We start from the raw sequence: 24028 nt of genomic DNA on the forward strand, positions 1-24028 counted from the left end.
GGCTACTCGTCGCCTTCCTCTCCTTCGAGCAGTGCGTCGGCCACGAAGTCGTACGGCGCCAGCGGGCCGAGCAGACGCATCCGGACCCGACCGTGCCAGTGCTCGGCGAGCTCTTCGGCCGCCTCCTCGAACGCCTGCCGCTTCGCGTCCTCCACCAGGAACGAGGCGTTGACCAGCCCTTCGCTGGACGCCGCCTCCTGCGACACCGAGGCCAGCGCGTACGGCCCCAGCCGCCGGTCGAGCTCCAGCGCGTCCACGCTCCGCTTCGCGTCGATGGTGTCCATCACGAGCCGGCCGAGCTGGATCCGCTGCTCGTACCCCTCCTCCTCCGGCAGCATCCGCAGCTCCTCGCGGAGCCGTCTGGCCTCGGGCTGTTCGGTCACCACCTCGCGCAGGACCGCGTCCTGTTCGTACCGGGCCCGCACGGTGAGCTGCGAGCGGCCGCGGAGCCGGTCCAGGCCGCGGGCGAAGTCGTCATGCCCCTCGGCCAGCAGCTCGTCGGTCACCGCCGCGGTGTCGCGCACGACGGTGCCGAAGCGGAACGGCAGCACCGGTGGGCCCTGCTCGGCCAGGCTGTCCAGCACCCTGGCGTGGGTCCGCAGATCCTCGGGGGTGCCCAGCGGCTTGCCGATGGGCACCTCGCTGACCACCGCGGCCTGGCCACGATGGCGGACCAGGGTCACCGGGGCCTCCGGATCCCCGACGGCGGGGAGGTCCTTGACCGACTCATCGCTCCGGTCGTCCGTGACGACCCCGTAGACATAGCAGGCACGTCCGTCCTCGGCCATCACCGCTCGCGCTCCCTGTGGCTGGTGGAACCTCTCGTGCGCCGGGGCCTGCGCCGCTCCTCGGGCTCGGGCTCCCGGTCCTCGTCGGCATCGTCGGCATCGTCCCCCAGCAGATCCGAGACCGATTCCTTGACGCCTTCCAGGGCGCCCTTGGTCTTCTTCTTGCCGCCGCCCTCCCGGAGGTCGTCCATGAGGCCGGGCAGGCCGTGGGTCTCGGTGCCGCTGCGGGCGAGGTCGAGTCGGTTGGTCGCCTCCGCGAACCGCAGATACGTATCCACGCTGGCGACGACGATCCGGGCGTCGATGGTCAGGAGCTCGATGCCCACCAGGGACACCCGCACATACACATCGATGACCAGGCCCTTGTCCAGGATCAGGTCGACCACGTCGACCAGGGCGCTGGAACTCGCCCGGTCCAGATACTGGCTCTGCTGCTGGCGTGCTACGGTCACCGCGCTCACCCGTTCCCGGGGCGGGATCCGTCAGCGTCGCTCGCGGCGCCGTACGGGCTCCTCGTCCTCCTCGTACTCCTCCTCGTCGGCGTCCCGGGGCTCCTCGTCCTCGTAGTCCTCGGGCTCCTCGGGCTCTTCCTCCTCGTCGTACTCGTCGCGCTCCTCGCCTTCCTCGCCTTCCTCGCCCTCCTCGGGCTCTTCCTCCTCGGACTCCCGCCCCTCCCGGTCGTCCTCCTCCACGATCTCGCCGTCGCGCACCACACCGCGCCAGCCCACGATCTCGTCGGGGTTGAGCAGCACCTCGCGCATGAGATGACGGCGGAAGTGCTTCATCTCCAGCCGCATCCGGCGGCCCTGGGCGCGCCAGAGGTTGCCGGTGCGCTCCATGAAGCCCTGCGGCCAGTACTCCAGGACGAACAGGATCCGGGTGAGCTCGGGGGCCAGCTCATGGAAGGTGATCGTGCCGTCCACATGGCCCTTGTCGGCCCTGGACTTCCAGATGATCCGCTTGTCGGGCACCTGCTCGATGACCTCGGCCCGCCACTTGCGGTGCGACCAGAAGACCTGGGCCTTCCACTCGGACTCGATCCCGACCCCGTCCTCGTCCTCGTTCTGGACGGCCTCGACCTTCTTCATGTACGAGGGGAAGTTCTCCCACTCCGTCCAGAGGTTGTAGGTGAGGGAGAGGGGGGCGCCCACGTCTATCTGCTCGACGATGTTGGTGACCTTGAGCTTCTTGCCGCCCTTGCCGCCACCGTCGCTGTCGCCACCGCCGCCCAGGCCCGGGATCACGCTCTTGACCTTGTCGACGACCTTCTCCTTGACCTGGCCCTTGACTTGATCCTTGACCTGGTCCTTGGCCGTGTCGACGACCTTTTCCTTGACCTGCTCCAGCCCGCCCTTCAGCGGTCCCAGCGAGGCCGTCCCGGGGTTCTTGCCCAGGTGGGTGACCGACTCCAGGGCCCGTTCACCCAGCGCCGCCAGCAGGCCCTGCGCTTCCTTCACCAGACGGTCGGTGGGCAGGTCCTTGGAGAGCGCTCCGCGCCCATCGGTCCGTCCCTTGGGGGTTTCCTCAGCCATCGCCCTCACCTCTGGCTTCGCCGCGCGGGCCCTTCGGAACCGGTCCGCTTCCTGGCCTGTGCCGGACGGTCGGCCGGCTTGCGCTGCTGCTTGCCGGTGCGCTCGCGCGGCTCGCCTTCGCGGGACCGTGCGGCGCCTCCACGCTCGCGCTCCTCGCGCTCCTCGTGCTCCTCGTGCCCGCCCGGCTTCTCGTGCTCCCGGGCCGCCGGCTCCTGGCCCTCCGCACCGCCGGTGCGCAGGGTCGAGGCGCGCTGCTCCAGCCGGTCGCTCAGGGCGTCCATGCGCCTACTGGCCGCCGACATGGCCGCCTCCCGGCCCGCGGTGACGAGACGACCGCCGATCTCCTGGCCGAGCTTTCCGAACTCGGAGGACTTCAGCTGCTGGGCGCCCGGTGGGCTGATACCGGAGCTGAGGCGCTTGCCCGCGGCGAGACCGGCGAGGCCGAGGACCAGGGTCCCCCTATGGCCGCGCCCGAAGAGATAGCCGCTGACGAAGGCCAGCGCCACCCGGCAGTTCTTCATGATCGCTCCTCCTCCCGGAGCCGAACGAGACAGCCGTTCGCGTACACATAACCAAGTATGGTGCATTTCACCCTATTCAGTGACCTTTTGGATCATATGGATCTTTCTGGGTCACTGAGGGGTTGGGTCGCGGCCGAGGGGCCGTCAGGCCGCGAGCGCCGGATGCAGCACCACCTTGGTGTAGCCCTCCACTCGCTTGTCGAACTTCTCGTACGCCTGCGGGGCCTGGTCCAGCGGGAGTTCATGCGAGACCACGAAGCTGGGCCTGGCCCGGCCCGCGATGATCAGGTCGCGCAGCTGGCGGTTGTAGCGCTTGACATTGCACTGGCCCGTGCCCATGCGCTGGCCCTTCTCGAACATCCGGCCGATGGAGACCAGCAGCTGACCGCGTTTGGCGTGCTCGTCGGGGGCGCCGGGGTCGGAGGGGACGTACAGCCCCGGCACGCCGAGCCGTCCGGTCGGCCGCACCGTGTCGACCAGCGAGTTGAGCACCACCGCGGGCTCCTCATGGCCGGCCTCGCGCCCCTGGGCCTGGTAGCCCACCGCGTCGATGCCCTTGTCGGTGCCCTCGCCGCCGGTGCGGTCCTTGATCTGCCGCACCGGGTCGTCCTTGCTGAAATCGATGGGGATGGCGCCGATCTCCTCGGCCTTGGCCAGCCGCTCGGGGACCCGGTCGACCACGAACACCTTGGCGGCGCCGCGCAGCAGCGCGGAGTAGGCGGCCATCAGCCCCACCGGGCCCGCGCCGTAGACGGCCACGCTCTCGCCCGGGGAGACCTCGGCCAGCTCACAGCCGTGATAGCCGGTCGGGAAGATGTCGGCGAGCAGGACGAAGTCGGTCTCGAACTCCTCGCCCGGGGGCAGCTTCAGGCAGTTGAAGTCGGCGAAGGGCACCCGCAGCCGCTCGGCCTGGCCTCCCGTGTAGGGGCCCATCGCCACATAGCCGTAGGCACCGCCCGCGAAACCGGGGTTGACGGTGAGACAGAAGCCGGTGTCGCCCGCGAGGCAGTTCTTGCAGAATCCGCAGGCCACATTGAACGGCATGACGACGCGGTCGCCCTTGGACAGCGTGACGACGCCGGGGCCGGTCTCCTCGATGACGCCGAGGTTCTCGTGACCGAAGACGATGCCGGGCTCGGCCGCCGTACGGCCCTCGTACATATGCAGGTCGGAGCCGCAGATCGCGCTGGACGTGACGCGCACGATCACATCGTTCGGATGCTCGATCCGAGGATCGTCGACGTCCCTCACCGTCACCGCATAGGGCTTCTCGTAGACGACGGCTTTCACCTGGATCACCTCCGCGTCGGATGCTGACGAGCGGCGGTGGTGGCGGAAACGGCACGGTCCCAGGGGGTCTCGGCCACCACCGGGTACTTCCAGCGAAACGCCGTCGGACGCCCGGCGCAACCGGGTCCCGGCGCGGCCACCCGGCCCCGGGCCCTGCCGGGCGTACGCGACCGTGATCCAGGGCCGTCTCGACCGTGATGCAGGGCCTACTCGACCGTGATCCAGTCCAGGGTGCGCTGGACGGCCTTCTTCCAGCCCGTGTAGCCCTCCTCCCTGGCCTTCTTGTCCCACTGGGGCTCCCACCGCCTGGACTCGCTCCAGTGGGAGCGCAGCTCATCGGTGTCCCGCCAGAATCCGGTGGCCAGCCCCGCGGCGTAGGCGGCGCCCAGGGCGGTGGTCTCGGCGATGACGGGGCGGCTGACCGGTACGCCCAGCACATCGGCCTGGATCTGCATGCACAGCTCGTTGTCGGTGACCCCGCCGTCCACCCGCAGGACGTCCAGGTGGATGTCGGCGTCCCGCTCCATGGCCTCGACCACGTCCCGGCTCTGGTAGCAGATGGCCTCCAGGGTGGCCCGGGCGATATGGCCATTGGTGTTGTAGCGGGTGAGGCCGACGATCGCGCCCCGGGCGTCGGAGCGCCAGTACGGGGCGAAGAGCCCGGAGAAGGCGGGCACGAAGTACACCCCGCCGTTGTCCTCCACGGTGCGGGCGAGCCGCTCGCTCCCGGGGGCGTCGTCGATCATCTTCATCTGGTCGCGCAGCCACTGGACGGCCGAGCCGGTGACGGCGATCGAGCCCTCCAGGGCGTAGACGGGAGGGCTGTCGCCGAACTGGAACGCCACGGTCGTGAGCAGCCCGCTGGTCGAGCGGATCAGCTCCGTCCCGGTGTTGAGCAGCAGGAAGTTACCGGTGCCGTAGGTGTTCTTGGCCTCGCCGGGGGCGAAGCAGACCTGGCCGACCGTGGCCGCCTGCTGGTCGCCGAGGACGCCGGTGATGGGGGTGGCGGTGCGCAGCGGGCGGGAGGTGCGGGCCTGGCCGAACGCCTCGGGGTGGGAGGAGGGGTTGATCGTCGGCAGCATCGCGCGCGGAATGCCGAAGATCTCCAGCAGTTCGTCGTCCCAGTCCAGCGTCTCCAGGTTCATCAGCATGGTGCGGCTGGCGTTGGTGACATCGGTGGCGTGGATGCCGGCGCCGGGGCCGCCGGTGAGGTTCCACAGCACCCAGGCGTCGGTGTTGCCGAAGAGGGCGTGGCCGCGCTCGGCGGCCTCGCGGACGCCCTCGACGTTCTCCAGAATCCATTTGATCTTGCCGCCGGAGAAGTAGGTGGCGGGCGGCAGCCCGGCCTTGCGGCGGATGATCTCCCCACGGCCGTCCCGTTCCAGGGCGGCGGCGATGGTGTCGGTGCGGGTGTCCTGCCAGACGATGGCGTTGTAGTACGGGCGGCCGTTGCGCGGATCCCAGATCACCGTGGTCTCGCGCTGATTGGTGAGGCCGATCGCGGCCAGGTCGTCGGGCGAGAGGCCGCCCGTGCGCAGGGCGTTCTGCATCACGGAGTTGGTGCGCTCGTAGATCTCCACCGGATCGTGCTCGACCCACCCGGCACGCGGCAGGATCTGGCGGTGCTCGAGCTGGTACCGAGCCACCTCGTCGCCGTCGTGGTTGAAGATCATGAAGCGGGTGCTGGTGGTCCCCTGGTCCACCGCACCGACGAATTCCGGCATGGTGCCGCCTCTCGTGGGTGGGGTCCGGCCCGGATCGGCTATTCGGGGGCGAGGGTGCGGCCCACCTCCGGTTCGGCCACCGGGAGGTAGCGAGTGATCAGGACCTTGTAGAGGGCGGCGCCGATCAGCCCTCCGACCAGCGGGCCCACGATCGGCACCCAGAAGTAGATGTTCCCGAACTGGTCCCGCCAGGCGCTGTCATAGCCGGTGATGTAGCTGGCGAGCCGGGGGCCGAAGTCGCGGGCCGGGTTGATGGCGTACCCCGCGTCGGCGCCCCATGCCATGCCGATCGCGACCACGATCAGGCCGATGATGAACGGCCCCAGATTGGCCTTGGGGGCCGAGTTCAGCAGATCGGTGACGGCGAAGATCAGCAGCACCAGGATCGCGGTGCCGATGATCTGGTCGCGCAGCGCGCCCCATTCGCTGACCGGGAGGACGCCGTTGCCGGGGAGGGTGGAGAAGACGAACTGGGTCTTGAAGGTGTGCCCCGGGTCGGCGTGGCCCAGCACCTCGGTGTAGTTCCAGCGCACCAGCAGGGCCCCGACGAACGCGCCGAGGGTCTGGGCCCCCACGTACGGCAGGACCTTGCTCCAGGGGAAGCCCTTGAAGGCCGCCAGCGAGACGGTGACCGCCGGGTTGATATGGGCCCCGCTGAGCCGCGCCGCCACATACACGCCGAGGGTGACGCCCAGGCCCCAGGACCAGGCGATGGAGTCGTGGTCGCCGAGAGCGCCCGGGGGCTTGGTGAGGGCGCCACCGGCCACGACCTGGGCCACGACGCCGCAGCCGAAGAGGATCAGCACCATGGTGCCCGCGAACTCCGCGCAGAGCTCGCCGACCAGTGCCGACCTCGGACGGTTCACCTCCGGAGCAGCCTTCTGGTCGGTCATGCGCCCATCCTGGGCGCGCGGCGGCACGGCGGCCCGTCCTGCTGGGCCGTCCGGGGCATGGACGGGTCGGGGGCGGGCCGGGGGGGCGGGGCGGGGCGGGGCGGGGCGGGGCGGGGAAGCGAATCATCGACGGGTCATGGACGGGCCATGGACGGCGAAACCCGGTCTGTACGGATCAGGGTGCGGCCCTGTACCAAGGTCAGGACACCATCACCCATCGCCCTCCAGCGGAAACAGGACGACACGGATGCCGACCACCCACGCCCCGACCAACTGGGCCGGAAACATCACGTTCTCCGCCGCCCGGCTGCACCACCCGGACACCGTCGACGAGCTGCGGCGGATCGTCGGCTCCGCCGACCGGGTGCGGGTGCTCGGCACGGGCCACTCCTTCAACCGCATCGCCGACACCGAGGGCGATCTGGTGAACCTGGACCGGCTGCCGCACCGGGTGGAGATCGACGCCGAAAAGCGCACCGCGACCATCGCGGCCGGTATGCGCTACGCCCATGTGGCCCAGGCCCTGCACACGGAGGGCCTGGCCCTGGCCAATCTCGCCTCGCTGCCGCACATCACGGTCGCGGGGGCCTGTGCCACCGCCACCCATGGCTCGGGGAGCGCCCAGCGGTGCCTGGCGGCGGCGGTCGCCGGGCTGGAGATCGTCGGCCCCGACGGCGAGGTGACCCGGATCAGCCGGGACCAGGACCGGGACCGGCTGAACGGGGCCGTGGTCGGGCTCGGCGGACTGGGCGTCGTCACCGCCATGACGCTGGACATCGAGCCCACCTACGAGGTGGCCCAGTGGCTGTGGACCGGGCTTCCGCTGGACCGGCTGGACGACAGCTTCGAGGAGATCTTCGGCGCCGCCTACAGCGTCAGCGTCTTCACCGACTGGCACTCGGGCGAGGGGGTGGTGTGGCTGAAGTGCCGCACCGATCTGCCCGATCCCCCGGAGCCCGGGCAGCCGTGGCTGGGGGCCGTCCCGGCCGACCGCCACCACCACCCGGTGCCCGCGATGCCGCCGCTGCACTGCACCGAACAGCTGGGCGCACCGGGGCCGTGGCATGAGCGGCTGCCGCACTTCCGCCCGGACTTCACCCCCAGCAACGGCGATGAGCTGCAGTCGGAGCTGCTGCTGCCGCGCGAGGCCGCCTCGGCGGCGTTCGCCGCGCTGCGCGGCCTCGGCGACCGGATCGCGCCCGTGGTGCAGGTGTCCGAGGTCCGTACGGTCGCCGCGGACGAGCTGTGGCTGAGCCCCGCGTACGGCCGGGACAGCGTGGCCTTCCACTTCACCTGGGTCCCCGACCACGAGGCGGTGATCGAGGTGGTGGCCGCGATGGAGGAGGCGCTGCTGCCGCTGGGGGCGCGGCCGCACTGGGGCAAGCTGACGACGGCCGCCCCCGAGCGGGTCCTCGCCTCGTACGACCGGGCCGCCGACTTCGCGCGGCTGCTGGCCGAGCACGACCCGGCGGGGAAGTTCCGCAACGCCTATCTGGACGGCTACTTCCCCACCGGGTGAGCCCGTCGACCGTGTGAGAGCGTCCGGGCCGGTCCTCAGCCGGTCCAGGACCATTCGGCGACCTCGGGCATATCGGTGCCGTGCTCGCGGATCCAGGCGTGGTGGCGGGTGCGGGCGTCCTGCATCCGCTGCCGTACGGCCACGGCGCGCGCCGCGAGCCCCGGGGTCCGGTCGATGACGTCCATCACCAGCCGGTAGCGGTCCAGGTCGTTGCGGACCACCATGTCGAACGGCGTGGTCGTGGTGCCCATCTCCTTGTAGCCGCGCACATGCAGATGCGGGTGGACGGCCCGGCGGTAGGACAGCCGGTGCACCAGCCACGGATACCCGTGGTAGGCGAAGATGACCGGCCGGTCGCGGGTGAACAGGGCGTCGAACTCATGGTCCGGCATCCCGTGCGGATGCTCCTCCTTCGGCAGCAGCCGGGTCATGTCGACGACATTGACCACCCGCACGGCCACATCGGGCAGATGGCGGCGGAGGATTCCGGCGGCCGCGACGACCTCCTGGGTGGGCACGTCACCCGCGCCGGCCAGCACCACGTCCGGCTCCCCCGCGCCGTTCTCGGTACCGGCCCAGTCCCAGGTCCCGGCGCCGCGGGCGCAGTGGGCGCGCGCCTGGTCGAGATCGAGCCAGTCGAAGCAGGGCTGTTTGCCCGCGACGACGACATTGACGTAGTCGCGGGTGCGCAGGACGTGGTCGGCCACGCTGAGCAGGGTGTTGGCGTCCGGCGGCAGATAGACCCGCACCACTTCGGGGCTCTTGTTGAGCACATGGTCGACGAAACCGGGGTCCTGGTGCGAGAAGCCGTTGTGGTCCTGGCGCCACACGTGCGAGGTCAGCAGATAGTTGAGCGAGGCCACGGGGCGCCGCCACGGCAGTGAGCGGGACACCTTCAGCCATTTGATGTGCTGGTTGACCATGGAGTCGACGATGTGCACGAACGCCTCGTAGCAGGAGAAGAGGCCGTGCCGCCCGGTCAGCAGGTAGCCCTCCAGCCAGCCCTGGCAGAGGTGCTCGGAGAGGACCTCCATGACCCGGCCGCCCCGGCTGAGGTGCTCATCGGTGGGCAGGACGGCCTCCTGCCACGCCTTGCCGGTGGTGCGGAAGAGGCCCTCCAGCCGGTTGGAGGCGGTCTCGTCGGGGCCGACCACCCTGAAGTCGCGGCGGGCGCCGGTGTCCGCCATGACCCTCTCCAGCAGCCCGCCGAGGACCCGGGTCGGCTCGTGCAGGGCCGCACCGGGCTTGTCCACGGGGACCGCGTACCGCTCCAGGTCGGGCAGGGGCAGCGAGCGCAGCAGCAGCCCGCCGTTGGCGTGCGGATTGGCGCCCAGGCGGCGGTCGCCCTGCGGGACCTCGGCCAGGAGCCGCGGCCGGGGCCGCCCGTCGGCGTCGAAGAGCTCCTCGGGGCGGTACGAACGCAGCCAGCGCTCCAGCTGCCGCAGATGCTCCGGGTTCTCCCGGACGCCCGGCAGGGGGACCTGATGGGCGCGCCAGGTGCCCTCCACGGGGAGCCCGTCGACCACCTCGGGCCCGGTCCAGCCCTTGGGCGTACGGAGCACGATCACCGGCCAGCGCGGCCGCTCGACGCGGCCGTCCTCGCGGGCGGTCTGCTCCTCGCGGGCGGCGCGCTGGAGCAGGGCGATCCGGTCCAGGGCCTCGTCCAGGGCGTCCGCCATGGCTCGGTGCACGTCGAGCGGTTCGTCCCCGGCGACGTGAATCGGCTCATGGCCGTACCCGCGCAGCAGCTCGTCGAGTTCGGGCCGCGGCAGCCGGGCGAACACCGTGGGATTGGCGATCTTGTATCCGTTGAGGTGGAGGATCGGCAGTACGGCCCCGTCGTGGACGGGGTCCAGGAACTTGTTCGCGTGCCAGGAGCCGGCCAGCGGGCCGGTCTCGGCCTCGCCGTCGCCGATGACGCAGGCCACCAGCAGCCCGGGGTTGTCCAGCGCGGCCCCGTAGGCGTGGGCGAGGGAGTAGCCGAGCTCGCCGCCCTCGTGGATCGAGCCGGGGGTCTCGGGGGCGACATGGCTGGGCACCCCGCCGGGGAAGGAGAACTGCCGGAAGAGCCGGGCCATACCCGCCGCGTCCCGGCCGACGTCCGGATAGATCTCGGAGTAGCTGCCGTCCAGCCAGGAGCCGGCGAGCACCGCGGGGCCGCCGTGGCCGGGGCCCCAGACACAGATGGCGTCCAGGTCGCGGTCCTTGATGACGCGGTTCAGGTGGGTGTGGACGAGGTTGAGGCCGGGTGAGGTGCCCCAGTGGCCCAGCAGCCGGGGCTTGATGTGGTCCGGGCGCAGCGGCTCGGTCAGCAGCGGGTTGGCCAGCAGATAGATCTGGCCCGCCGCGAGGTAGTTGGCGGCGCGCCAGTGGGCGTCCAGGGCGCGGATCCGGTCGTCGCCGAGCCCGCTGTCCGGCGAGCCCGTCGAGCTGTCCGGTGAGCCCGTCGTGGTCGGTGCGTCTGGCATGGACCTCTCTCTCCCTCGTGGTGTCCGGTGATGCCCTCGTGGTGTCTGTGTCCGGTTGCCTTGCCTTGCGGTCGCGTTCCCTGCCCGCCGGTCGGCCGTTCAGACCCACTCCGGCACGATCACCACCGGGCAGGCCGCGTGGTGCAGTGCCGCGTGGGCGATGCGGCCGAGCTCCAGTCCCACGGCGTGACCGTGGCCGCGCCGGGCGCCGAGGACCAGCAGATCGGCGGTCGCCGCCGCGTGGAGGAGCGCCTTGCGGGCCGTTCCCTCGACCGTCTCACGGTCGACGGTGACCTCGGGGTGGTCCAGTCCGGGGGCCCGCAGGGCGTGCTCCAGCGTCCGCTCCGCCCGTGCCCAGTGGGCACGTACCGGGTCCCCCGCCAGCAGCAGATCATCCGCCACCTCACCGGCCGGGGCGCGCCAGGCGCGTACGGCCTCCAGGGTGCGGCCGCTCACCTCGGCCTCGCGGAAGGCGAACCGGGTCGCGGCCGAGGGTCCGGTCGTCTCGCCCACGCCGAGCACGATCCGGCCGAAGACGCCGCGCCGGTTGGGCTCGCCGCCGCGGACGACGGTGACCGGGCACGAGGCGCGGGCGGCGACCGCGAGGCTGACCGAGCCGAGGAGCAGCGCGGCGAGTTCGCCCCGCCCGCGGGAGCCGGTGACCAGGCCCGAGGCGTCCCGGCCGGCCCGCAGCAGCGCGGCGACCGGGTCCTCCGGCAGGACCTCGGCGCAGACCTTCACCTCGAGTCCGCCCCGGCGGGCGCGCTCCGCGGCGGAGGCGGCGATCTCCTCGTCCCTGATCAGCTCCCAGGGGCGCGCCGGGTCGGCGGCGGGGGCGATGCCCTCGTACCGCTCCCACAGCGAGGCGTGGATCAGCCGCAGCGGCACGGCGTGCCGGGCCGCGGCGTCCACCGCCCAGTCCACGGCCTGAAGGCTGTGGTGGGAGCCGTCGACGCCCACGACGAGGGGGAGGTCCACCGTTTCCACCACCTTCCGCGCGGCGGCCGTACTGTGCCGGCGCCTTTCACCCTCGCGGCCGTGCGGGATCCGGCGCGAGGGGCGTTTCGGCCCCGCCGGGGGTCGTTCGGCCCAGGGTGCCCATGCGGGCCGAACGGTCCGCATCGGACCCCGGGCAGCCCAAGAGGGGGGCCGGGTCGCCGTCCCAAGCTGGGACCGGACCGGGGAGGCACGGATGAAGCACCGCAAGATCGGCAACGTGATGACCGACGACGTCGTCCGGGTGAACTCCATGACCTCGTTCGACGAGGTCGGTGCGCTGCTCTCCCGGCACCGCTTCAACGGGCTGCCCGTGGTGGACGACGACGACAAGGTGGTCGGCATGATCACTGGGACCGATCTCAGCGAACCCGCCCCGACGGCCGGGCAGCTGATGTCGCGGCCCGCGGTCACCGTGCGCCCCCAGGACAGCATCGTGGACGCGGCCCGCGCGATGGACCGCCATCGCGTCGAGCGGCTGCCCGTCGTGGACGAGGAGGAACGGCTGATCGGCATCGTCACCCGCCGGGATCTGCTGCGGGTCTTCCTCCGCCCGGACGACGAGATCCGGGCCGAGGTGATCGACGAGGTGCTGGTCCGCTCGCTGTGGCTGGGCCCGCAGTCCGTCGCGGTCACCGTGACCGACGGGATCGTACGGCTGGAGGGCCGGCTGGACCGGCACAGCGAGATCCCCATCGCGGTCCGGATGACCGGACAGGTGGACGGCGTGGTGGCCGTGGTCGACCGGCTCACCTACCTCATCGACGACTCCGCCGGCCGGGGAGGTGCGCGGCGATGATCCACCCGGCCAAGCCGGTGCGGGACGGCCGGGTGGTGGTGGGCCTGGACGGCTCGGACAGCGCCTGGGCCGCGCTGGACGGGGCGGTCGCCGAGGCGCGGCGCCGGCACGCCACGCTGGAGATCGTGCACGCCTGGCCGTGGGCGCGGACCGACCCGCTCGCCTTCGACCCGGACAGCGAACCGCGGCGGCCCGCGGTGGAGATCGCCAGGACCGTGCTGCGGCTGGCCGTGTCGCGGGCCCAGGAGCAGGATCCGCAGCTGCGGATCGTGCCCACCCTGACGGCGCAGGACGCGGTGCCCGAGCTGTTGCGGATCGGCGGGGACGCCGCGCTGATCGTCATCGGCACCCGGGGGCTGGGCGGTTTCACCGGACTGCTGCTCGGCTCGGTCGGGCTGCGGCTGGCCGCCCACACCCGGCGCCCGCTGCTGGTGGTACGCGGCGGGCCACCGAAGACGTACGGGCTCGAGAGCCACGGCAAGGTCCTGGTCGGGGTGGAGAGCAGCGCGGACGCGGCGGCGGCCCGGTTCGCCTTCGAGGAGGCCAGGCGGCGCCGGGCCCGGCTGCGGGTGCTCTACGCCTGGCCGCGGCCCCGGGTCTTCGCGGGCGAGCACGCGCTGCCCGCACGCGAGGTGGTGGCGCTGCGCGCCGAGCGGGAACAGACGGTGGCCTACGACATGGTGGCCGGCCTGCGCGAGGAGTTCGGGCAGATCCGGGTGCGCGAGCACACCACCCACACCGCCCCCGCCCAGGCGCTGGTGGAGGCGTCACGAGCGGCCGACGTGCTGGTACTCGCCGTCCACCGGCGAACCCCCCGACTCGGCATGCAACTGGGTCCGGTCACCCACGCGGCCCTCCACCATGCGCACTGCCCGGTGGTGCTGGTGCCGGTGGAGTAGCGCCGGTCCGGGCGGACCGGGACCCCGGCGGCCTCCGCCGCCGGGCGACGGCCCCGGCGGCGGAGGCCGGATGACGCGTGGAGCTGTGGGAGCAGGGCGAGGCCCGGGCCGTCCTCAACTCCGGCCTCGACCGAATGGGCCGACCGGGGTCGGCGGCCCGGCTGGGCGGCCGGGCGGCTGGGCCAGGCAGGCACATCAGGCGACCGTGGCGAGCGGCGGTGCCGGGCCACCGCGCCGGGTGTGCAGGTTGGCCCGGGCCGGGTTCCCGGGGCTGTTTCCGGGCGGTGGAAAGGGCCGGATGACCTGGTCCCTGGGACCTACCCGGGACCGGTCGGCCCTGTCGGTGGGGGCCCGGTCATGGTCCGCTGGAATTGGCACCGGGGGCATCCGGCAGACGCGGAGAAGCGGACGCACGAGTACCGCGCACCGCGCAATCAGGGCCCGCGAGAAGTGGGCGCCCCCGGCGCCGCGCCTCGGGCTGGGCGCCTCCCAGCGCCGGCCGCGGCCGTGTCCAGGGGGCGTAGCGCCGCTGCCGTGAGGGCATGCGCACGGGCCGCGGTCAGCCATCCGGCCGCGCGTGCGTGACCGAGCACGGCCGGACGGTCGCACCGCTGGCCGGCGGCCGGCGGCTCGTACGCCCCGGAGGCGGGCCGAGGTGCCGAGCGGGTCTGCCGGGAAGGAGACAGCGATGGCGCGCCCCGTCACCGTCGGACTGGACGGTTCCCCCGAGAGTCTGGCCGCCGCCGGCTGGGCGGCGCACGAGGCCTGTTCGCGCGACGCGCCGCTGCGGCTGGTGAACGCGTGGCCGGGCCCCGATCAGAAAGATCTGACTCCGGGCCGGGAGGCCGGCTGGCACTACTGGGCCGAACGCGCCCTGGACTCGGCGCGGGCCGAGCTGGACGCCGCCCACCCGGACATGGCGATCCTCACCGACCAGATCCCCGGGCGGCCCGCGCCCGTTCTGCTGGCCGAGGCGGAGCGCGCCCAGCTGGTGGTGGTGGGGTCCCGCTCGATCGGCGCGGTCGCCGGGTTCTTCCTCGGCTCCGTCGGCCTGGAGCTCGCCGCACGCGCCGTGACCCCCGTGGTCCTGGTGCGGGCGGACGCGCACGAGGAGCGGCAGGGCGATGTGGTGGTCGGGGTGGAGCCGGGCGAGCCGGGCGACGACATCCTGGAGTTCGCCTTCGACGCCGCGGCCCGCCGCGCCGGTGTGCTGCGGGCGGTGTACGCCAGCCGGGTCCCCGCCATCCGGGGCGACGCCCCGTGGGTGGTGGACGTGGGGCTGAGCGACGCGCGCAAGGAGTCCGAGCATGCGCTGGGCGAGGTGCTGGCGCCGTGGCGGGACAAGTACTCCGAGGTGCGGGTCTTCGAGGAGATCGCGTCGGAGAGCCCGGCCCGGCAGCTGGTGGGCGCGGCGGCCGGGACGGCGCTGATGGTGGTGGGCCGCGGTCCGCGCCAGGTGGGGTTCGGCCCCCGGCTGGGACCGGTCACCCAGGCGGTGGCGCACCACGCCGCCTGCCCGGTCGCGATCGTGCCCCAGCGATGAGACCTCGGGGAGCCCGGCCGCCTCACCACCCACCGCGCGACGAGACGGCCGAGAACCGCGGCGGAAGCCGAAGGCGAACAACCGCAGGAGAGGGAAACGGCCATGAAAGCACTCGTCTTCCACGGGCCGGAGCGGTCCTCCTGGCAGGAGGTGCCCGACCCGGAACTCGAAGCCAGCACCGACGCGATCGTCCGGATCGGCACCACGACCATCTGCGGCACCGATCTGCATATCCTCCGCGGCGAGCTGCCGGACGTCAGCCCCGGCAGGGTGCTCGGCCACGAGGGGGTCGGCGAGGTCGTCGAGACCGGTGCCGATGTCCGCGGGGTCCGTCCCGGCGACCGGGTGCTGCTCTCCTGCATCTCGGCCTGCGGCCACTGCCGCTTCTGCCGGGAGCGCAACTACGGACAGTGCCGTGACGGCGGGGGCTGGATCCTCGGGCGCATGATCGACGGCACCCAGGCCGAGTACGTACGGGTGCCGTTCGCCGATCTGTCCACCCATCCGCTGACGGGGTCGGCCGAGAGCCATGACGCCGTGCTGCTGGCGGATGTCTTCCCCACCGCCTACGAGGTGGGCGTCCTCAACGGCCGGGTGGGGCCGGGCGATACGGTCGTGGTGGTGGGCGCCGGGCCGGTCGGGCTGGCCTCGATCGCCACGGCGCACTTCTTCTCGCCCGGCCGGATCATCTCCGTCGATCCGGATCCGGCCCGGCTGGACGCCGCCAAGCGGGTCGGCGCCGACGCGGTGGCGGATTCCGCCGAGGATCCGGAGCGGCTGGTCGGCGATCTCACCGATGGGCTCGGCGCCGATGTGGTGATCGAGGCCGTCGGGAGCCCGCGGAGCTTCGAGACCTGCACCCGGATGGTGCGGCCCGGCGGCCGGATCGCCAATGTCGGGGTGCACGCCCGGCCCGCGACGCTGCATCTCGAAGAGCTGTGGATCAAGAACGTGACGATTACCACCGGGCTGGTCGACACCTTCTCCACCCCCACCCTGCTCTCCCTGCTGGCCGCCGGGCGGCTGCCCGCCTCCGCGCTGATCACCCATCTCTTCGAACTGGACCAGATGGAGGAGGCGTACGACGTCTTCGCCCGCGCGGCCGACACCGGCGCGATCAAGATCGCGATCGGCGAGGCCGCCCGTCCGCTGGTGGCCCGGGGGACGTGAGCGGGGAGGTGACGCGCATGAGAGCGCCCATCGTCGTCGGCGTCGACGGTTTCGCCGAGAGCCCGCCGGCCGCACACTGGGCGGCCCGCGAGGCGCTGCTGCGGGATCTGCGGCTGCGTCTGATCCACGCCTGGAACCCGCCGTCGCCCGAGGCCCCGGCCCTCCCCCACGAGGACGATCTGAACTACTGGGCGCAGCGCTTCCTGACCGACCTGGTGGGCGAGTTGCGCGACGCCCATCCGGGGCTGCGGGTCTCGGCCGAGCTGGTGCCGCGCGAGACCGTGCCCGCCCTGCTGGACGCGGCCAGGGACGCCGAGATGCTGGTGCTCGGCTCGCGCGGCCGCGGCACCCCCGGTGGCTTCCTGCTCGGATCGACCGGCCGCCATGTGCTGGCGCACGGGGAACGGCCGGTGGTCATGGTGCACGCCGACGACCAGCCGCTGACCGCCGATGTGACCGTCGGGGTGCGCCTGCGGGGGGCGAGCGAGGAGACGCTGCGGTTCGCCTTCGACGCCGCCGCCCGGCGCGGCGGCGCCCTGCGTGCCGTACACGCGGGCGCGGGTACGGGCACGGGCGCGCCGGAAGCGGAGGAAGCCGCGGCGGCGGACGCGCTGGACGCGGCGCTGCGCCCCTGGCGGGAGAAGTACCCCGGGGTGCCGGTGGCGGAGGCCCTCACCTCCGAGCGCCCGGCCCTCGGGGTGATGCACACCGCGCCGGGCTCCGGGCTGCTCGTGCTGGGCCGCGAGGAGACGGAGCCGGCCCCCGTCCCCCACCTGGGCTCGGTGATCCACGCGGCGGTGCACCACGCGCCGTGCCCGGTGGCGGTCGTCCCGTGCAGCTGATGTCCGAAGGGACGTGTAGCTGATGTCCGAAGGGAGGCGGGAGTGACGTGTCGGAGGCGATGACCACCGACCTCTACGAGGCGACGATGGCCCTGTCGTATCTGCGCGAGGGCATGACCGGCCCGGCCACCTTCGACCTCTACGCCCGCGACGTGCCGCCCGAGCGGGGCTTCCTGGTCGCCGCGGGCCTGGAGCCGGCGCTGGACTTTCTGTCCGGCTTCCGTGTGGAGGCCGAGGACGTGGCGGCGTTCGCCGAGGCGATGCACCGTCCGTCCGAGGATCTGGAACCCCTGCTGGGGCTCGGCTTCGACGGCGAGGTGCGGGCGGTGCCCGAGGGGCGGATCGTCCTGGCCGGGGAGCCGCTGCTGGAGCTGACCGCGCCACTGCCGCAGGCTCAGCTGGTCGAGACGTATCTGATGGGACAGCTGAGCCATCAGACCACCATCGCCTCCAAGGCGGCCCGGTGCGTGCTGGCCGCGGAGGGGCGCCCGGTGGTGGACTTCTCGCTGCGCCGCACCCACGGCCCCGGGGCCGGGATGCAGTCGGCGCGGTTGAGCGCGATGACCGGGTTCACGGCGACCAGCAATGTGGCGGCGGCCGCCGCGTACGGGATCGAGGCCAGCGGGACGATGGCGCATGCGTACATCGAGGCGTTCCCTGACGAGGAGACCGCGTTCCGCGCGTTCGCCCGTACCCATCCCGGACCGGTCACCTTCCTGGTGGACACCTACGACACCGCGACCGGGGTGGCCACCGCGGCCCGGGTGCTGCGCGAGCTGGAATCCGGGCCCGGTGGCGCGATCCGGCTGGACAGCGGCGACCTGGGCGAACAGGCGGTGCGGGCGCGGGCGATCCTCGACGCGGCGGGGCTGCCCGAGGTGCGGATCGTGGCGAGCGGCGGGCTCGACGAATACGCCCTGGAGGAGCTGGTCCACTCGGGCGCGCCGATCGATGTCTTCGCCGTGGGCACCCGGATGGGGGTGTCGGCCGACGCCGCCGCCCTCGACACCGCGTACAAGCTGGTCGCCTACGACGGGACCCCGGTGATGAAACTGTCCTCGGCCAAGGCCACCGCCCCCGGGACCAAGCAGGTCTGGCGCCGCCCCGGCTACGCCGATGTGATCGGCGAACGCGACGAGCTTCCCCCGGGCGGCGGCGCGCCACTGCTGGAGACCGTGATGCGGGAGGGCAGACGCACCGGAGCCCCCGACACCCTCGACCGCGCGCGGCGGCGGTTCGCCACCGAACTCGCGGGGCTGCCGCCGCACGCCCGGCGGATCCGCCACCCGGTCCCGCCCCGGCCGGCCACCTCCGCCGGGCTGGCCGGGCTCGCGGGGCGGGTGCGCCACCGCATCGCGCACCGGCTGGCGGCCGGCGGCGAGGCGGGCGGAAGACAGGCAGCGTGACCAAGGAGGATGCCGTGCCCCGGAGTGCGCACATTGTGAGCGATGTGATGACCCATACCGTCGTCGCCGTCGGCCGCGAAGCGCCGTTCAAGGAGATCGTCAGAACGCTGGAGCAGTGGCGGGTGAGCGCCCTGCCGGTGCTGGAGGGCGAGGGGCGGGTCATCGGCGTGGTCTCGGAGGCGGATCTGCTGCCCAAGGAGGAGTTCCGCGACAGCGATCCGGCGCGGGTGGCGCAGCTGCCCGACCTCCCCGGTGTCGCCAAGGCGGGCGCGGTGACGGCGGATGAGCTGATGACGTCCCCCGCCATCACCGTCCACGCGAGCGCGACGCTCGCCGAGGCCGCGCGGATCATGACCCATAAGCGGGTCAAACGGCTCCCGGTGGTGGACGAGGAGGGCCGCCTGGAGGGCATCGTCAGCCGCGCCGACCTGCTGAAGGTGTTTCTGCGGCCGGACGACGACATCGAGGAGGAGGTGCGCCGCGAGGTGGTGGCCCATCTCTTCCCGGCCGCGGGGGAAACGGTCCGGGTGAGCGTGAACGAGGGCGTGGTCACCCTGACCGGCCGGGTCAAGGAGGCCGTTCTCATCCCGGCGGCGGCCCGTCTCATCCGGGCGATCGAGGGCGTGGTCGACTTCGACAACCAACTTACGGCGGCGCCTCATACGGCCCAGCGGCGGTAGGGATTCGGCCCGGCGACACTCCTACCGGCCCACGCCGCCCCAGGCTCGGCGGCGGCGCTCGATCAGCCGCCACAGCCGCTGCCGCAGTCGCCACTGCCACTGCCACTGCCACTGCCACTGCCACTGCCACTGCCGGTCGGGACGTCCAACGGCACCGGTCGGTTGTTGGGTGCGGGTTTCGTTTCGCGCCTTCGGCGCCATTGAGCAGCGGGGCAGGAGGCCTGGGAGCGCGGGCCTCGCCGCCGACCGCCGGGCCGGTGGGGGCAGGGCCGGTGACGGCTTCCGTGCTCGGTGTCCGGAGCCTCTCCGGACCGCGGTTCGGCGGGGTCCGGCACCCCCTTCCGAAAATTGCTTGATCTGGCGCAACTGATTCATCAAGCGATGCCCAAAGCCCCGCCGGGTCCGCCACGCCGGGGTCCTCTCGGGAGCGCGCGCCCCGGCTGCGGCGGCCAGCGGCGGCAAACGCGAAACCGGCCGGGCACGGCCATCGCCTCACCGGATGTGGCGGCTCCAGCGGGGGCCGACCTCGGCCCAGGCGCGGCCCCATTCCTGGGTGCGGGCGCGGTCCAGGCGCCAGCGCGCCACACCGCGTCCGGCCAGCGAGATCGCGCCCACGCCCGCCGCGGCCGACGTTCCGGCGAGCACCGCGCGGGTGGCGATCTGCTCGGGGGTGGGCGGCCGCTGGACCAGGCGGCCCCGGTCGTCGGTCCAGACCTCGGTGGCGGTGCCCGCCTTGCTGCCGTCGTGGACCCGGGCCGTGCCGGTGTGGACGGTGCCGTCGGGGCCGGTCCACCGGACGATCGCGCGCACCTGGCCGGTGGTGGACCCGTCGCCCGCGGGCTGCGCGACGGGCGCGTCCTCCTTCAGGACCGCCGGCACCCGGTGCCGGTCCGCCCGCTCCTGCCGCAGCGACGTGTCCACGGCGGTGCCCGCGGCCACCCCCGCCGCCGGGCCGCCGACCGCCATCACCAGGCCGGTGACCAGTACGACCCACGCCTCGATCACATCCGAGCGGCGTCTGAGCGGGTTGCGACGCCACCGCCATGTCCGCCGCCCCCGCACTTCCGTGCCCATGTCGCGACCGTCGCACGCGCGGGGAGGGCGGGACGAGGGCCGGGCAGCCCCCTTGAGGGCCCGTTCGGCCCTGGTACCGCCCTGACCTGCTGCGCCACGATTCCCACCGGGGGCAGGGCGGACGGCGGACGAACAGTGCGAGAGCCCATGACCGAGAGACGAGCGACACCGGCGACACCGATCAGGGTGTTCGTACTCGACGACCACGAGGTCGTCCGGCGCGGACTGCACGATCTCCTGGACGCCGAACCGGACATCGAGGTGGTCGGCGACGCGGGAACCGTGGACCACGCGCTGGCCCGGGGCCCGGCGCTGCGGCCCGATGTGGCCATCCTGGACGTCCGGCTGCCGGACGGGGACGGCATCACGGTCTGCCGCGAGTTGCGCTCCCGGATGCCGGACCTGGCCTGTCTGATGCTGACCTCGTTCGACGACGACGATGCCCTGCTGGACGCGATCATGGCCGGGGCGGCGGGCTATGTGCTCAAGCAGATCAAGGGGTCGGACCTGGTCTCGGCGGTGCGCACCGTGGCCTCCGGCCAGTCGATGCTGGACCCGGCCACCACCGCCCGGCTGATGAGCACCCTGCGGGGTGACACCGCCCCGCAGGAGCCCAGGGACGAGGTGCTGGCCGGGCTGTCCCCGCGCGAGCGGGAAATCCTGGTGCTGATCGGCGACGGGCTCACCAACCGGCAGATCGGCAAGCGGCTCTTCCTGTCCGAGAAGACGGTCAAGAACCACATCTCCCGGCTGCTGGCCAAGCTGGGCGTGGAGCGCCGTATCCAGGCGGCGGTGCTGGCGACCCACTCGGCCCCGTCACCCGGCGACGACCATCCGGGATGACCGGGCCCGGAAGCCGCACAGACCCGTCCGTACCCCTCAACCGCCCCGATCCTGACCGCCCACCACCGCTGACGGCCCACCGGCGAGGAGACCCCATGCAGCCCGCAATGCTCGACGCGGCGATCCTGGAGAAGCTGATCTCCGCGGCCGTGGCCGCCCCGTCGATGCACAACACCCAGCCGTGGCGCTATCGGCTGAACCCCGACACCGTCACGCTGGAGGTCCGGGCCGCCCCCGAGCGGGCGCTGCGGTACGCCGATCCGATGGGCCGGGCGCTGAGCGTCTCCGCCGGGGCCGCCGTGTTCAATCTGCGGGTCGCCGTGGCCCACTTCGGCTGGGACCCGGTGGTCCGGCTGCTGCCGTACCGGTCGCAGCCCGATCTGCTGGCCACGGTGCGCCTGGCCGCGTCGCCCCACGACGGCGCCGGGCACGGTGCCCCGCACCACGGCGGCCGGCACGGTGCCCCGCACGGCGCCCCGCCCGACGATCTGTACGACGTCATCTGGCGGCGGCACAGCAGCCGCTCCCCCTTCTCCGGGCGCCGACTGCCGCCCCGGGTGCTGTACGAACTGGCGGAGGCGGCGCGGGCACACGGGGCCACGCTGTGGCTGGCGGGCCCCGAGGAGACCTCGCGGCTGCTGCGGCTGACCGCCGAGGCGGAACGGCGCATCTCGGGGGATCCGCGCCGGCTCGCCGAGAGCCGCGAATGGGTCCGCGAGACCGGGCCGTACGGCATCCCGGCGGCCGCCCTCGGGCCACGGGACGTCACCGGGCGGCTGCCGATGCGCGACTACCTCGGCCCGGGGCCGGACGGCCGCCGGGGCGGTGGTTCACCCGCCGCGGCGTTCGAGAGCCATCCGGCCATCGCCGTGCTGGCCACGGACCAGGACCGGCGCACCGACTGGCTACGGGCCGGGCAGGCGCTGGAACACGTGCTGCTGCTGGCGACCTCGTACACGGTCCGGGCCTCCCTGCTGCACCAGGCGCTGGAGTGGTCGGATCTGCGGTGGTCGCTGGGCGACGCCCACCGGGCGCCGGGCCATGTGCAGATGCTGATCCGGCTGGGTTACGGACCGGTCGGGCCGGCCACTCCGCGTGGCGGGGCGGCCGAGATCCTGGACGGGGGCCGCGGCCGCTGAGGCGGCACCACCAGGCGGCAAGCCCACCGCACGCATCACTACCGCAACGGCAGGCCCACCGCCTACGCCTACCGCTCCGGCAGCGGTACGTCCCACACCAGGCGGGTGCCGCCGCCCGGCGGCTCGGCGAGCTCCAGCTCACCGCCGAGCTTCTCGGCGCGCTCGGCCATGTTCCGCAGTCCGCTGCGACGGCCGCCCTCGGGGATGCCCCTCCCGTTGTCCGTGACCATGAGGGTCAGCCGCCCGGCCGCCACGACCAGCGAGATCTCGGCGGCGTCGGCCCGCGCGTGCCGGGCGATGTTCGACATCGCCTCGGCCAGGACGGCGACCATGTCGTCCGCGACGGTGCGCGGCACATCGGTGTCGACCAGGCCCTCGGTGCGCAGGGAGGGGGTGAAGCCGAGCGCGGGCACGGCCTCCTCGATGGTCTTGGCGGTACGGACCCGCAGCCCCTGGACGGCGGGGCCCGCCTCGTGCGAGCGCAGCCCGAAGATCGTCGAGCGGATGATCTTGATGGTGTCGTCGAGGTCGTCCACCACCCGCAGCAGCCGTTCGGAGCCCTCCGGGTGCTGGACGAAGCGCAGCGTGGACTGCAGCGTCATCCCGGCGGCGAAGAGCCGCTGGATGGCCAGGTCGTGCAGATCGCGGGCGATCCGGTCGCGGTCCTCCAGCAGCGCGAGCTGCTCCGCGTCGCGCCGCCGCTCGGCCAGTTTCATCGCGATGGCCGCCTGGCCCGCGAAGCCCAGCAGGGTGTCGGTCTCGATCTGGGTGAAGGCGGGGCTGTCCGCCATGCGGGCCAGCGAGAGCACTCCGCCCACGCCGTCGCTCGTCCGCATCGGCACCGCGACGGCCGGGCCGAGCCCCTCCCAGCGCTGCGGGCCGACCGTGATCCGCGGGTCGTTCTGGACGTCGGTGCTGGTCACCGGCTCGGAGGCGGTGAAGGCCGCACCGCCGAAGGTGCCCCGGCGCGGCAGCACCAGACCGCGGTGGGCCTCGGCGTCGGTCCCCGCCGCCAGCGCGACCTGCAGTTCGTCGGTGCCGGCCACCGGCAGCATCAGCACGCCCAGATCGGCGGAGAGGATCCGGCGGGCGTGCTCGACGATCAGCTCCAGGACCCGGGTCTCGTCCACTCCGGACAGCAGACTGTGGGTGACCTCGGCGTTCGCCTCCAGCCAGCGCTGGCGGTGCCGGGCCTCCTCGTACAGCCGGGCGTTCTCGATGGCCACTCCGGCGGCCACGGCGAGGGTGGACAGCACCGTCTCGTCCTCGCCGTCGAACTCCTTACCGCCACGCTTCTCGGTGAGATACAGGTTGCCGAAGACCTCGTCGCGCACCCGGATGGGCACCCCGAGGAAGGAGCCCATCGGCGGATGGTTCGGCGGAAAGCCGTAGGAGGCCGGATGCTCCGAGAGTTCGGCCAGCCGCAGCGGCTGGGGGTGGCGGATCAGCTCTCCCAGGAGGCCGTGGCCGGACGGCAGATGCCCGATCGCCTCGGTCCGGTCCTTGTCGATGCCCACCGGCAGGAATTCGGCCAGCCGCTGATCCTCGCCGATCACCCCGAGCGCGCCGTATTCGGCGTCCACGAGCACCACCGCGGCCTCGACGATCCTCCGCAGCACATGGGAAAGATCCAGCTCCCGGCCCACCGACAGGACGGCCTCCAGCAGGCTGTGCACCCGGTCCTGGGTGCCGCGCACCCCGTCGATGCGCAGCTGCAGCTCCTCCAGCAGCTCGTCCAGTCGCAGCTGGGGCAGGGACTCCGTACTCCTCGCGCTCTCCATACCCACGGTGCCTCCGTCGGCCTCACCGCGCCCGGCGCGGCATTCCGCACGGCCCTCACTCTCTTCACGGTAGCCGCGCCCGGCCGACGGTGAGTCGGTCGGAACATCTTGGCGCGAGAGG

General features: G+C 72.9%; 21 protein-coding genes. 10 read left to right on the forward strand and 11 right to left on the reverse strand.

The annotated features are described in order from the left end of the window. Positions 1–2: 2 nt before the first annotated feature. The 7 genes from J8403_RS05610 to J8403_RS05640 all read right to left on the reverse strand — a co-directional run bounded on the left by J8403_RS05610 (position 3) and on the right by J8403_RS05640 (position 6748). Positions 3–788, reverse strand: a complete 786-nt coding sequence (locus J8403_RS05610; RefSeq protein WP_211122160.1) for a GvpL/GvpF family gas vesicle protein — start codon at positions 786–788, stop codon at positions 3–5. Next, positions 788–1240, reverse strand: a complete 453-nt coding sequence (gene gvpJ / locus J8403_RS05615) for a gas vesicle protein GvpJ (RefSeq protein ID WP_211122161.1) — start codon at positions 1238–1240, stop codon at positions 788–790. The genes J8403_RS05610 and gvpJ overlap by 1 nt, the downstream gene beginning before the upstream one ends. A 30-nt stretch (positions 1241–1270) precedes the next feature. Next, entirely contained in the window at positions 1271–2320 is a 1050-nt protein-coding gene (locus J8403_RS05620; protein ID WP_211122162.1) for an SRPBCC family protein, read from the reverse strand. A gap of 5 nt (positions 2321–2325) precedes the next feature. Beyond that, positions 2326–2841: a hypothetical protein gene (locus J8403_RS05625; protein WP_211122163.1), complete on the reverse strand. Its 516-nt coding sequence runs from the start codon at positions 2839–2841 to the stop codon at positions 2326–2328. A gap of 144 nt (positions 2842–2985) precedes the next feature. After that, entirely contained in the window at positions 2986–4131 is a 1146-nt protein-coding gene (locus J8403_RS05630) for a glutathione-independent formaldehyde dehydrogenase (protein WP_211122164.1), read from the reverse strand. 206 nt (positions 4132–4337) lie between these two features. Next, a complete protein-coding gene (gene glpK / locus J8403_RS05635; RefSeq protein WP_211122165.1) occupies positions 4338–5855 on the reverse strand; it encodes a glycerol kinase GlpK in 1518 nt (505 codons plus the stop codon). Between the two features lie 38 nt (positions 5856–5893). Beyond that, the gene (locus J8403_RS05640; RefSeq protein ID WP_211122166.1) at positions 5894–6748 is read right to left on the reverse strand and encodes an MIP/aquaporin family protein; all 855 of its coding nucleotides are present in this window, start codon (positions 6746–6748) and stop codon (positions 5894–5896) included. Between the two features lie 247 nt (positions 6749–6995). Between J8403_RS05640 and J8403_RS05645 the strand changes: the two genes are divergently transcribed. Further along, on the forward strand, positions 6996–8267 hold the full coding sequence (locus J8403_RS05645) for an FAD-binding protein (protein ID WP_211122167.1): 1272 nt from the start codon (positions 6996–6998) through the stop codon (positions 8265–8267). 35 nt (positions 8268–8302) lie between these two features. Here J8403_RS05645 and J8403_RS05650 read toward each other — a convergent pair whose 3' ends face one another. Together J8403_RS05650 and J8403_RS05655 are read right to left on the reverse strand one after the other, a co-directional pair. Then, a complete protein-coding gene (locus J8403_RS05650) occupies positions 8303–10735 on the reverse strand; it encodes a phosphoketolase family protein (RefSeq protein WP_211122168.1) in 2433 nt (810 codons plus the stop codon). 99 nt (positions 10736–10834) lie between these two features. Further along, positions 10835–11713 carry a universal stress protein gene (locus J8403_RS05655; RefSeq protein ID WP_211122169.1) on the reverse strand — a complete coding sequence of 293 codons (879 nt, stop codon included), beginning with the start codon at positions 11711–11713 and terminating at the stop codon, positions 10835–10837. A gap of 214 nt (positions 11714–11927) precedes the next feature. On the opposite strand from J8403_RS05655, the gene J8403_RS05660 reads away from it, so the two are divergent. From J8403_RS05660 to J8403_RS05690, 7 genes are all read left to right on the forward strand, one after another. Next, positions 11928–12530: a CBS domain-containing protein gene (locus J8403_RS05660; protein ID WP_211122170.1), complete on the forward strand. Its 603-nt coding sequence runs from the start codon at positions 11928–11930 to the stop codon at positions 12528–12530. Beyond that, positions 12527–13429, forward strand: coding sequence for a universal stress protein (locus J8403_RS05665; RefSeq protein ID WP_211122171.1), 903 nt, complete (start codon positions 12527–12529; stop codon positions 13427–13429). The genes J8403_RS05660 and J8403_RS05665 overlap by 4 nt, the downstream gene beginning before the upstream one ends. A 688-nt stretch (positions 13430–14117) precedes the next feature. Then, positions 14118–14972 carry a universal stress protein gene (locus J8403_RS05670; protein WP_211122172.1) on the forward strand — a complete coding sequence of 285 codons (855 nt, stop codon included), beginning with the start codon at positions 14118–14120 and terminating at the stop codon, positions 14970–14972. A 102-nt stretch (positions 14973–15074) separates the two neighbouring features. After that, a complete protein-coding gene (locus J8403_RS05675; RefSeq protein ID WP_211122173.1) occupies positions 15075–16142 on the forward strand; it encodes an alcohol dehydrogenase catalytic domain-containing protein in 1068 nt (355 codons plus the stop codon). Positions 16143–16159: 17 nt separating this feature from the next. Further along, positions 16160–16984 (forward strand): universal stress protein, encoded by an 825-nt coding sequence (locus tag J8403_RS05680; RefSeq protein ID WP_211122174.1) that lies wholly within the window; start codon positions 16160–16162, stop codon positions 16982–16984. A gap of 47 nt (positions 16985–17031) precedes the next feature. After that, complete coding sequence (locus J8403_RS05685) at positions 17032–18390, forward strand: nicotinate phosphoribosyltransferase (RefSeq protein ID WP_211122175.1); 1359 nt, start codon at positions 17032–17034, stop codon at positions 18388–18390. Between the two features lie 47 nt (positions 18391–18437). Next, a complete protein-coding gene (locus tag J8403_RS05690; RefSeq protein ID WP_425519749.1) occupies positions 18438–19070 on the forward strand; it encodes a CBS domain-containing protein in 633 nt (210 codons plus the stop codon). 492 nt (positions 19071–19562) lie between these two features. Here the strand turns inward: J8403_RS05690 and J8403_RS05695 are convergent, their stop codons facing one another. Next, entirely contained in the window at positions 19563–20144 is a 582-nt protein-coding gene (locus J8403_RS05695) for an Rv1733c family protein (RefSeq protein WP_246585706.1), read from the reverse strand. A gap of 147 nt (positions 20145–20291) precedes the next feature. On the opposite strand from J8403_RS05695, the gene J8403_RS05700 reads away from it, so the two are divergent. Continuing rightward, complete coding sequence (locus J8403_RS05700; protein WP_211122177.1) at positions 20292–20987, forward strand: response regulator; 696 nt, start codon at positions 20292–20294, stop codon at positions 20985–20987. 95 nt (positions 20988–21082) lie between these two features. Beyond that, the gene (locus tag J8403_RS05705; protein WP_211122178.1) at positions 21083–22126 is read left to right on the forward strand and encodes an Acg family FMN-binding oxidoreductase; all 1044 of its coding nucleotides are present in this window, start codon (positions 21083–21085) and stop codon (positions 22124–22126) included. Positions 22127–22194: 68 nt separating this feature from the next. Here J8403_RS05705 and J8403_RS05710 read toward each other — a convergent pair whose 3' ends face one another. Further along, positions 22195–23907, reverse strand: a complete 1713-nt coding sequence (locus tag J8403_RS05710) for a sensor histidine kinase (protein ID WP_211122179.1) — start codon at positions 23905–23907, stop codon at positions 22195–22197. Between the last annotated feature and the right edge of the window lie 121 nt (positions 23908–24028).

Source organism: Streptomyces yatensis (assembly GCF_018069625.1).
Taxonomy (GTDB): Bacteria; Actinomycetota; Actinomycetes; order Streptomycetales; family Streptomycetaceae; genus Streptomyces; species Streptomyces yatensis.

Excerpts from the sequence above, each read along its gene's own strand:
- J8403_RS05660 (WP_211122170.1), top strand. The coding sequence starts at position 11,928 with ATGAAGCACCGCAAGATCGGCAACGTGATGACCGACGACGTCGTCCGG.
- J8403_RS05695 (WP_246585706.1), bottom strand. The coding sequence starts at position 20,144 with ATGGGCACGGAAGTGCGGGGGCGGCGGACATGGCGGTGGCGTCGCAAC.
- J8403_RS05680 (WP_211122174.1), top strand. The coding sequence starts at position 16,160 with ATGAGAGCGCCCATCGTCGTCGGCGTCGACGGTTTCGCCGAGAGCCCG.
- J8403_RS05625 (WP_211122163.1), bottom strand. The coding sequence starts at position 2,841 with ATGAAGAACTGCCGGGTGGCGCTGGCCTTCGTCAGCGGCTATCTCTTC.
- J8403_RS05705 (WP_211122178.1), top strand. The coding sequence starts at position 21,083 with ATGCAGCCCGCAATGCTCGACGCGGCGATCCTGGAGAAGCTGATCTCC.
- J8403_RS05620 (WP_211122162.1), bottom strand. The coding sequence starts at position 2,320 with ATGGCTGAGGAAACCCCCAAGGGACGGACCGATGGGCGCGGAGCGCTC.
- glpK (WP_211122165.1), bottom strand. The coding sequence starts at position 5,855 with ATGCCGGAATTCGTCGGTGCGGTGGACCAGGGGACCACCAGCACCCGC.
- J8403_RS05670 (WP_211122172.1), top strand. The coding sequence starts at position 14,118 with ATGGCGCGCCCCGTCACCGTCGGACTGGACGGTTCCCCCGAGAGTCTG.
- J8403_RS05700 (WP_211122177.1), top strand. The coding sequence starts at position 20,292 with ATGACCGAGAGACGAGCGACACCGGCGACACCGATCAGGGTGTTCGTA.
- J8403_RS05710 (WP_211122179.1), bottom strand. The coding sequence starts at position 23,907 with ATGGAGAGCGCGAGGAGTACGGAGTCCCTGCCCCAGCTGCGACTGGAC.
- J8403_RS05640 (WP_211122166.1), bottom strand. The coding sequence starts at position 6,748 with ATGACCGACCAGAAGGCTGCTCCGGAGGTGAACCGTCCGAGGTCGGCA.
- J8403_RS05610 (WP_211122160.1), bottom strand. The coding sequence starts at position 788 with ATGGCCGAGGACGGACGTGCCTGCTATGTCTACGGGGTCGTCACGGAC.
- J8403_RS05665 (WP_211122171.1), top strand. The coding sequence starts at position 12,527 with ATGATCCACCCGGCCAAGCCGGTGCGGGACGGCCGGGTGGTGGTGGGC.
- J8403_RS05645 (WP_211122167.1), top strand. The coding sequence starts at position 6,996 with ATGCCGACCACCCACGCCCCGACCAACTGGGCCGGAAACATCACGTTC.
- J8403_RS05650 (WP_211122168.1), bottom strand. The coding sequence starts at position 10,735 with ATGCCAGACGCACCGACCACGACGGGCTCACCGGACAGCTCGACGGGC.
- J8403_RS05690 (WP_425519749.1), top strand. The coding sequence starts at position 18,438 with ATGACCCATACCGTCGTCGCCGTCGGCCGCGAAGCGCCGTTCAAGGAG.
- J8403_RS05675 (WP_211122173.1), top strand. The coding sequence starts at position 15,075 with ATGAAAGCACTCGTCTTCCACGGGCCGGAGCGGTCCTCCTGGCAGGAG.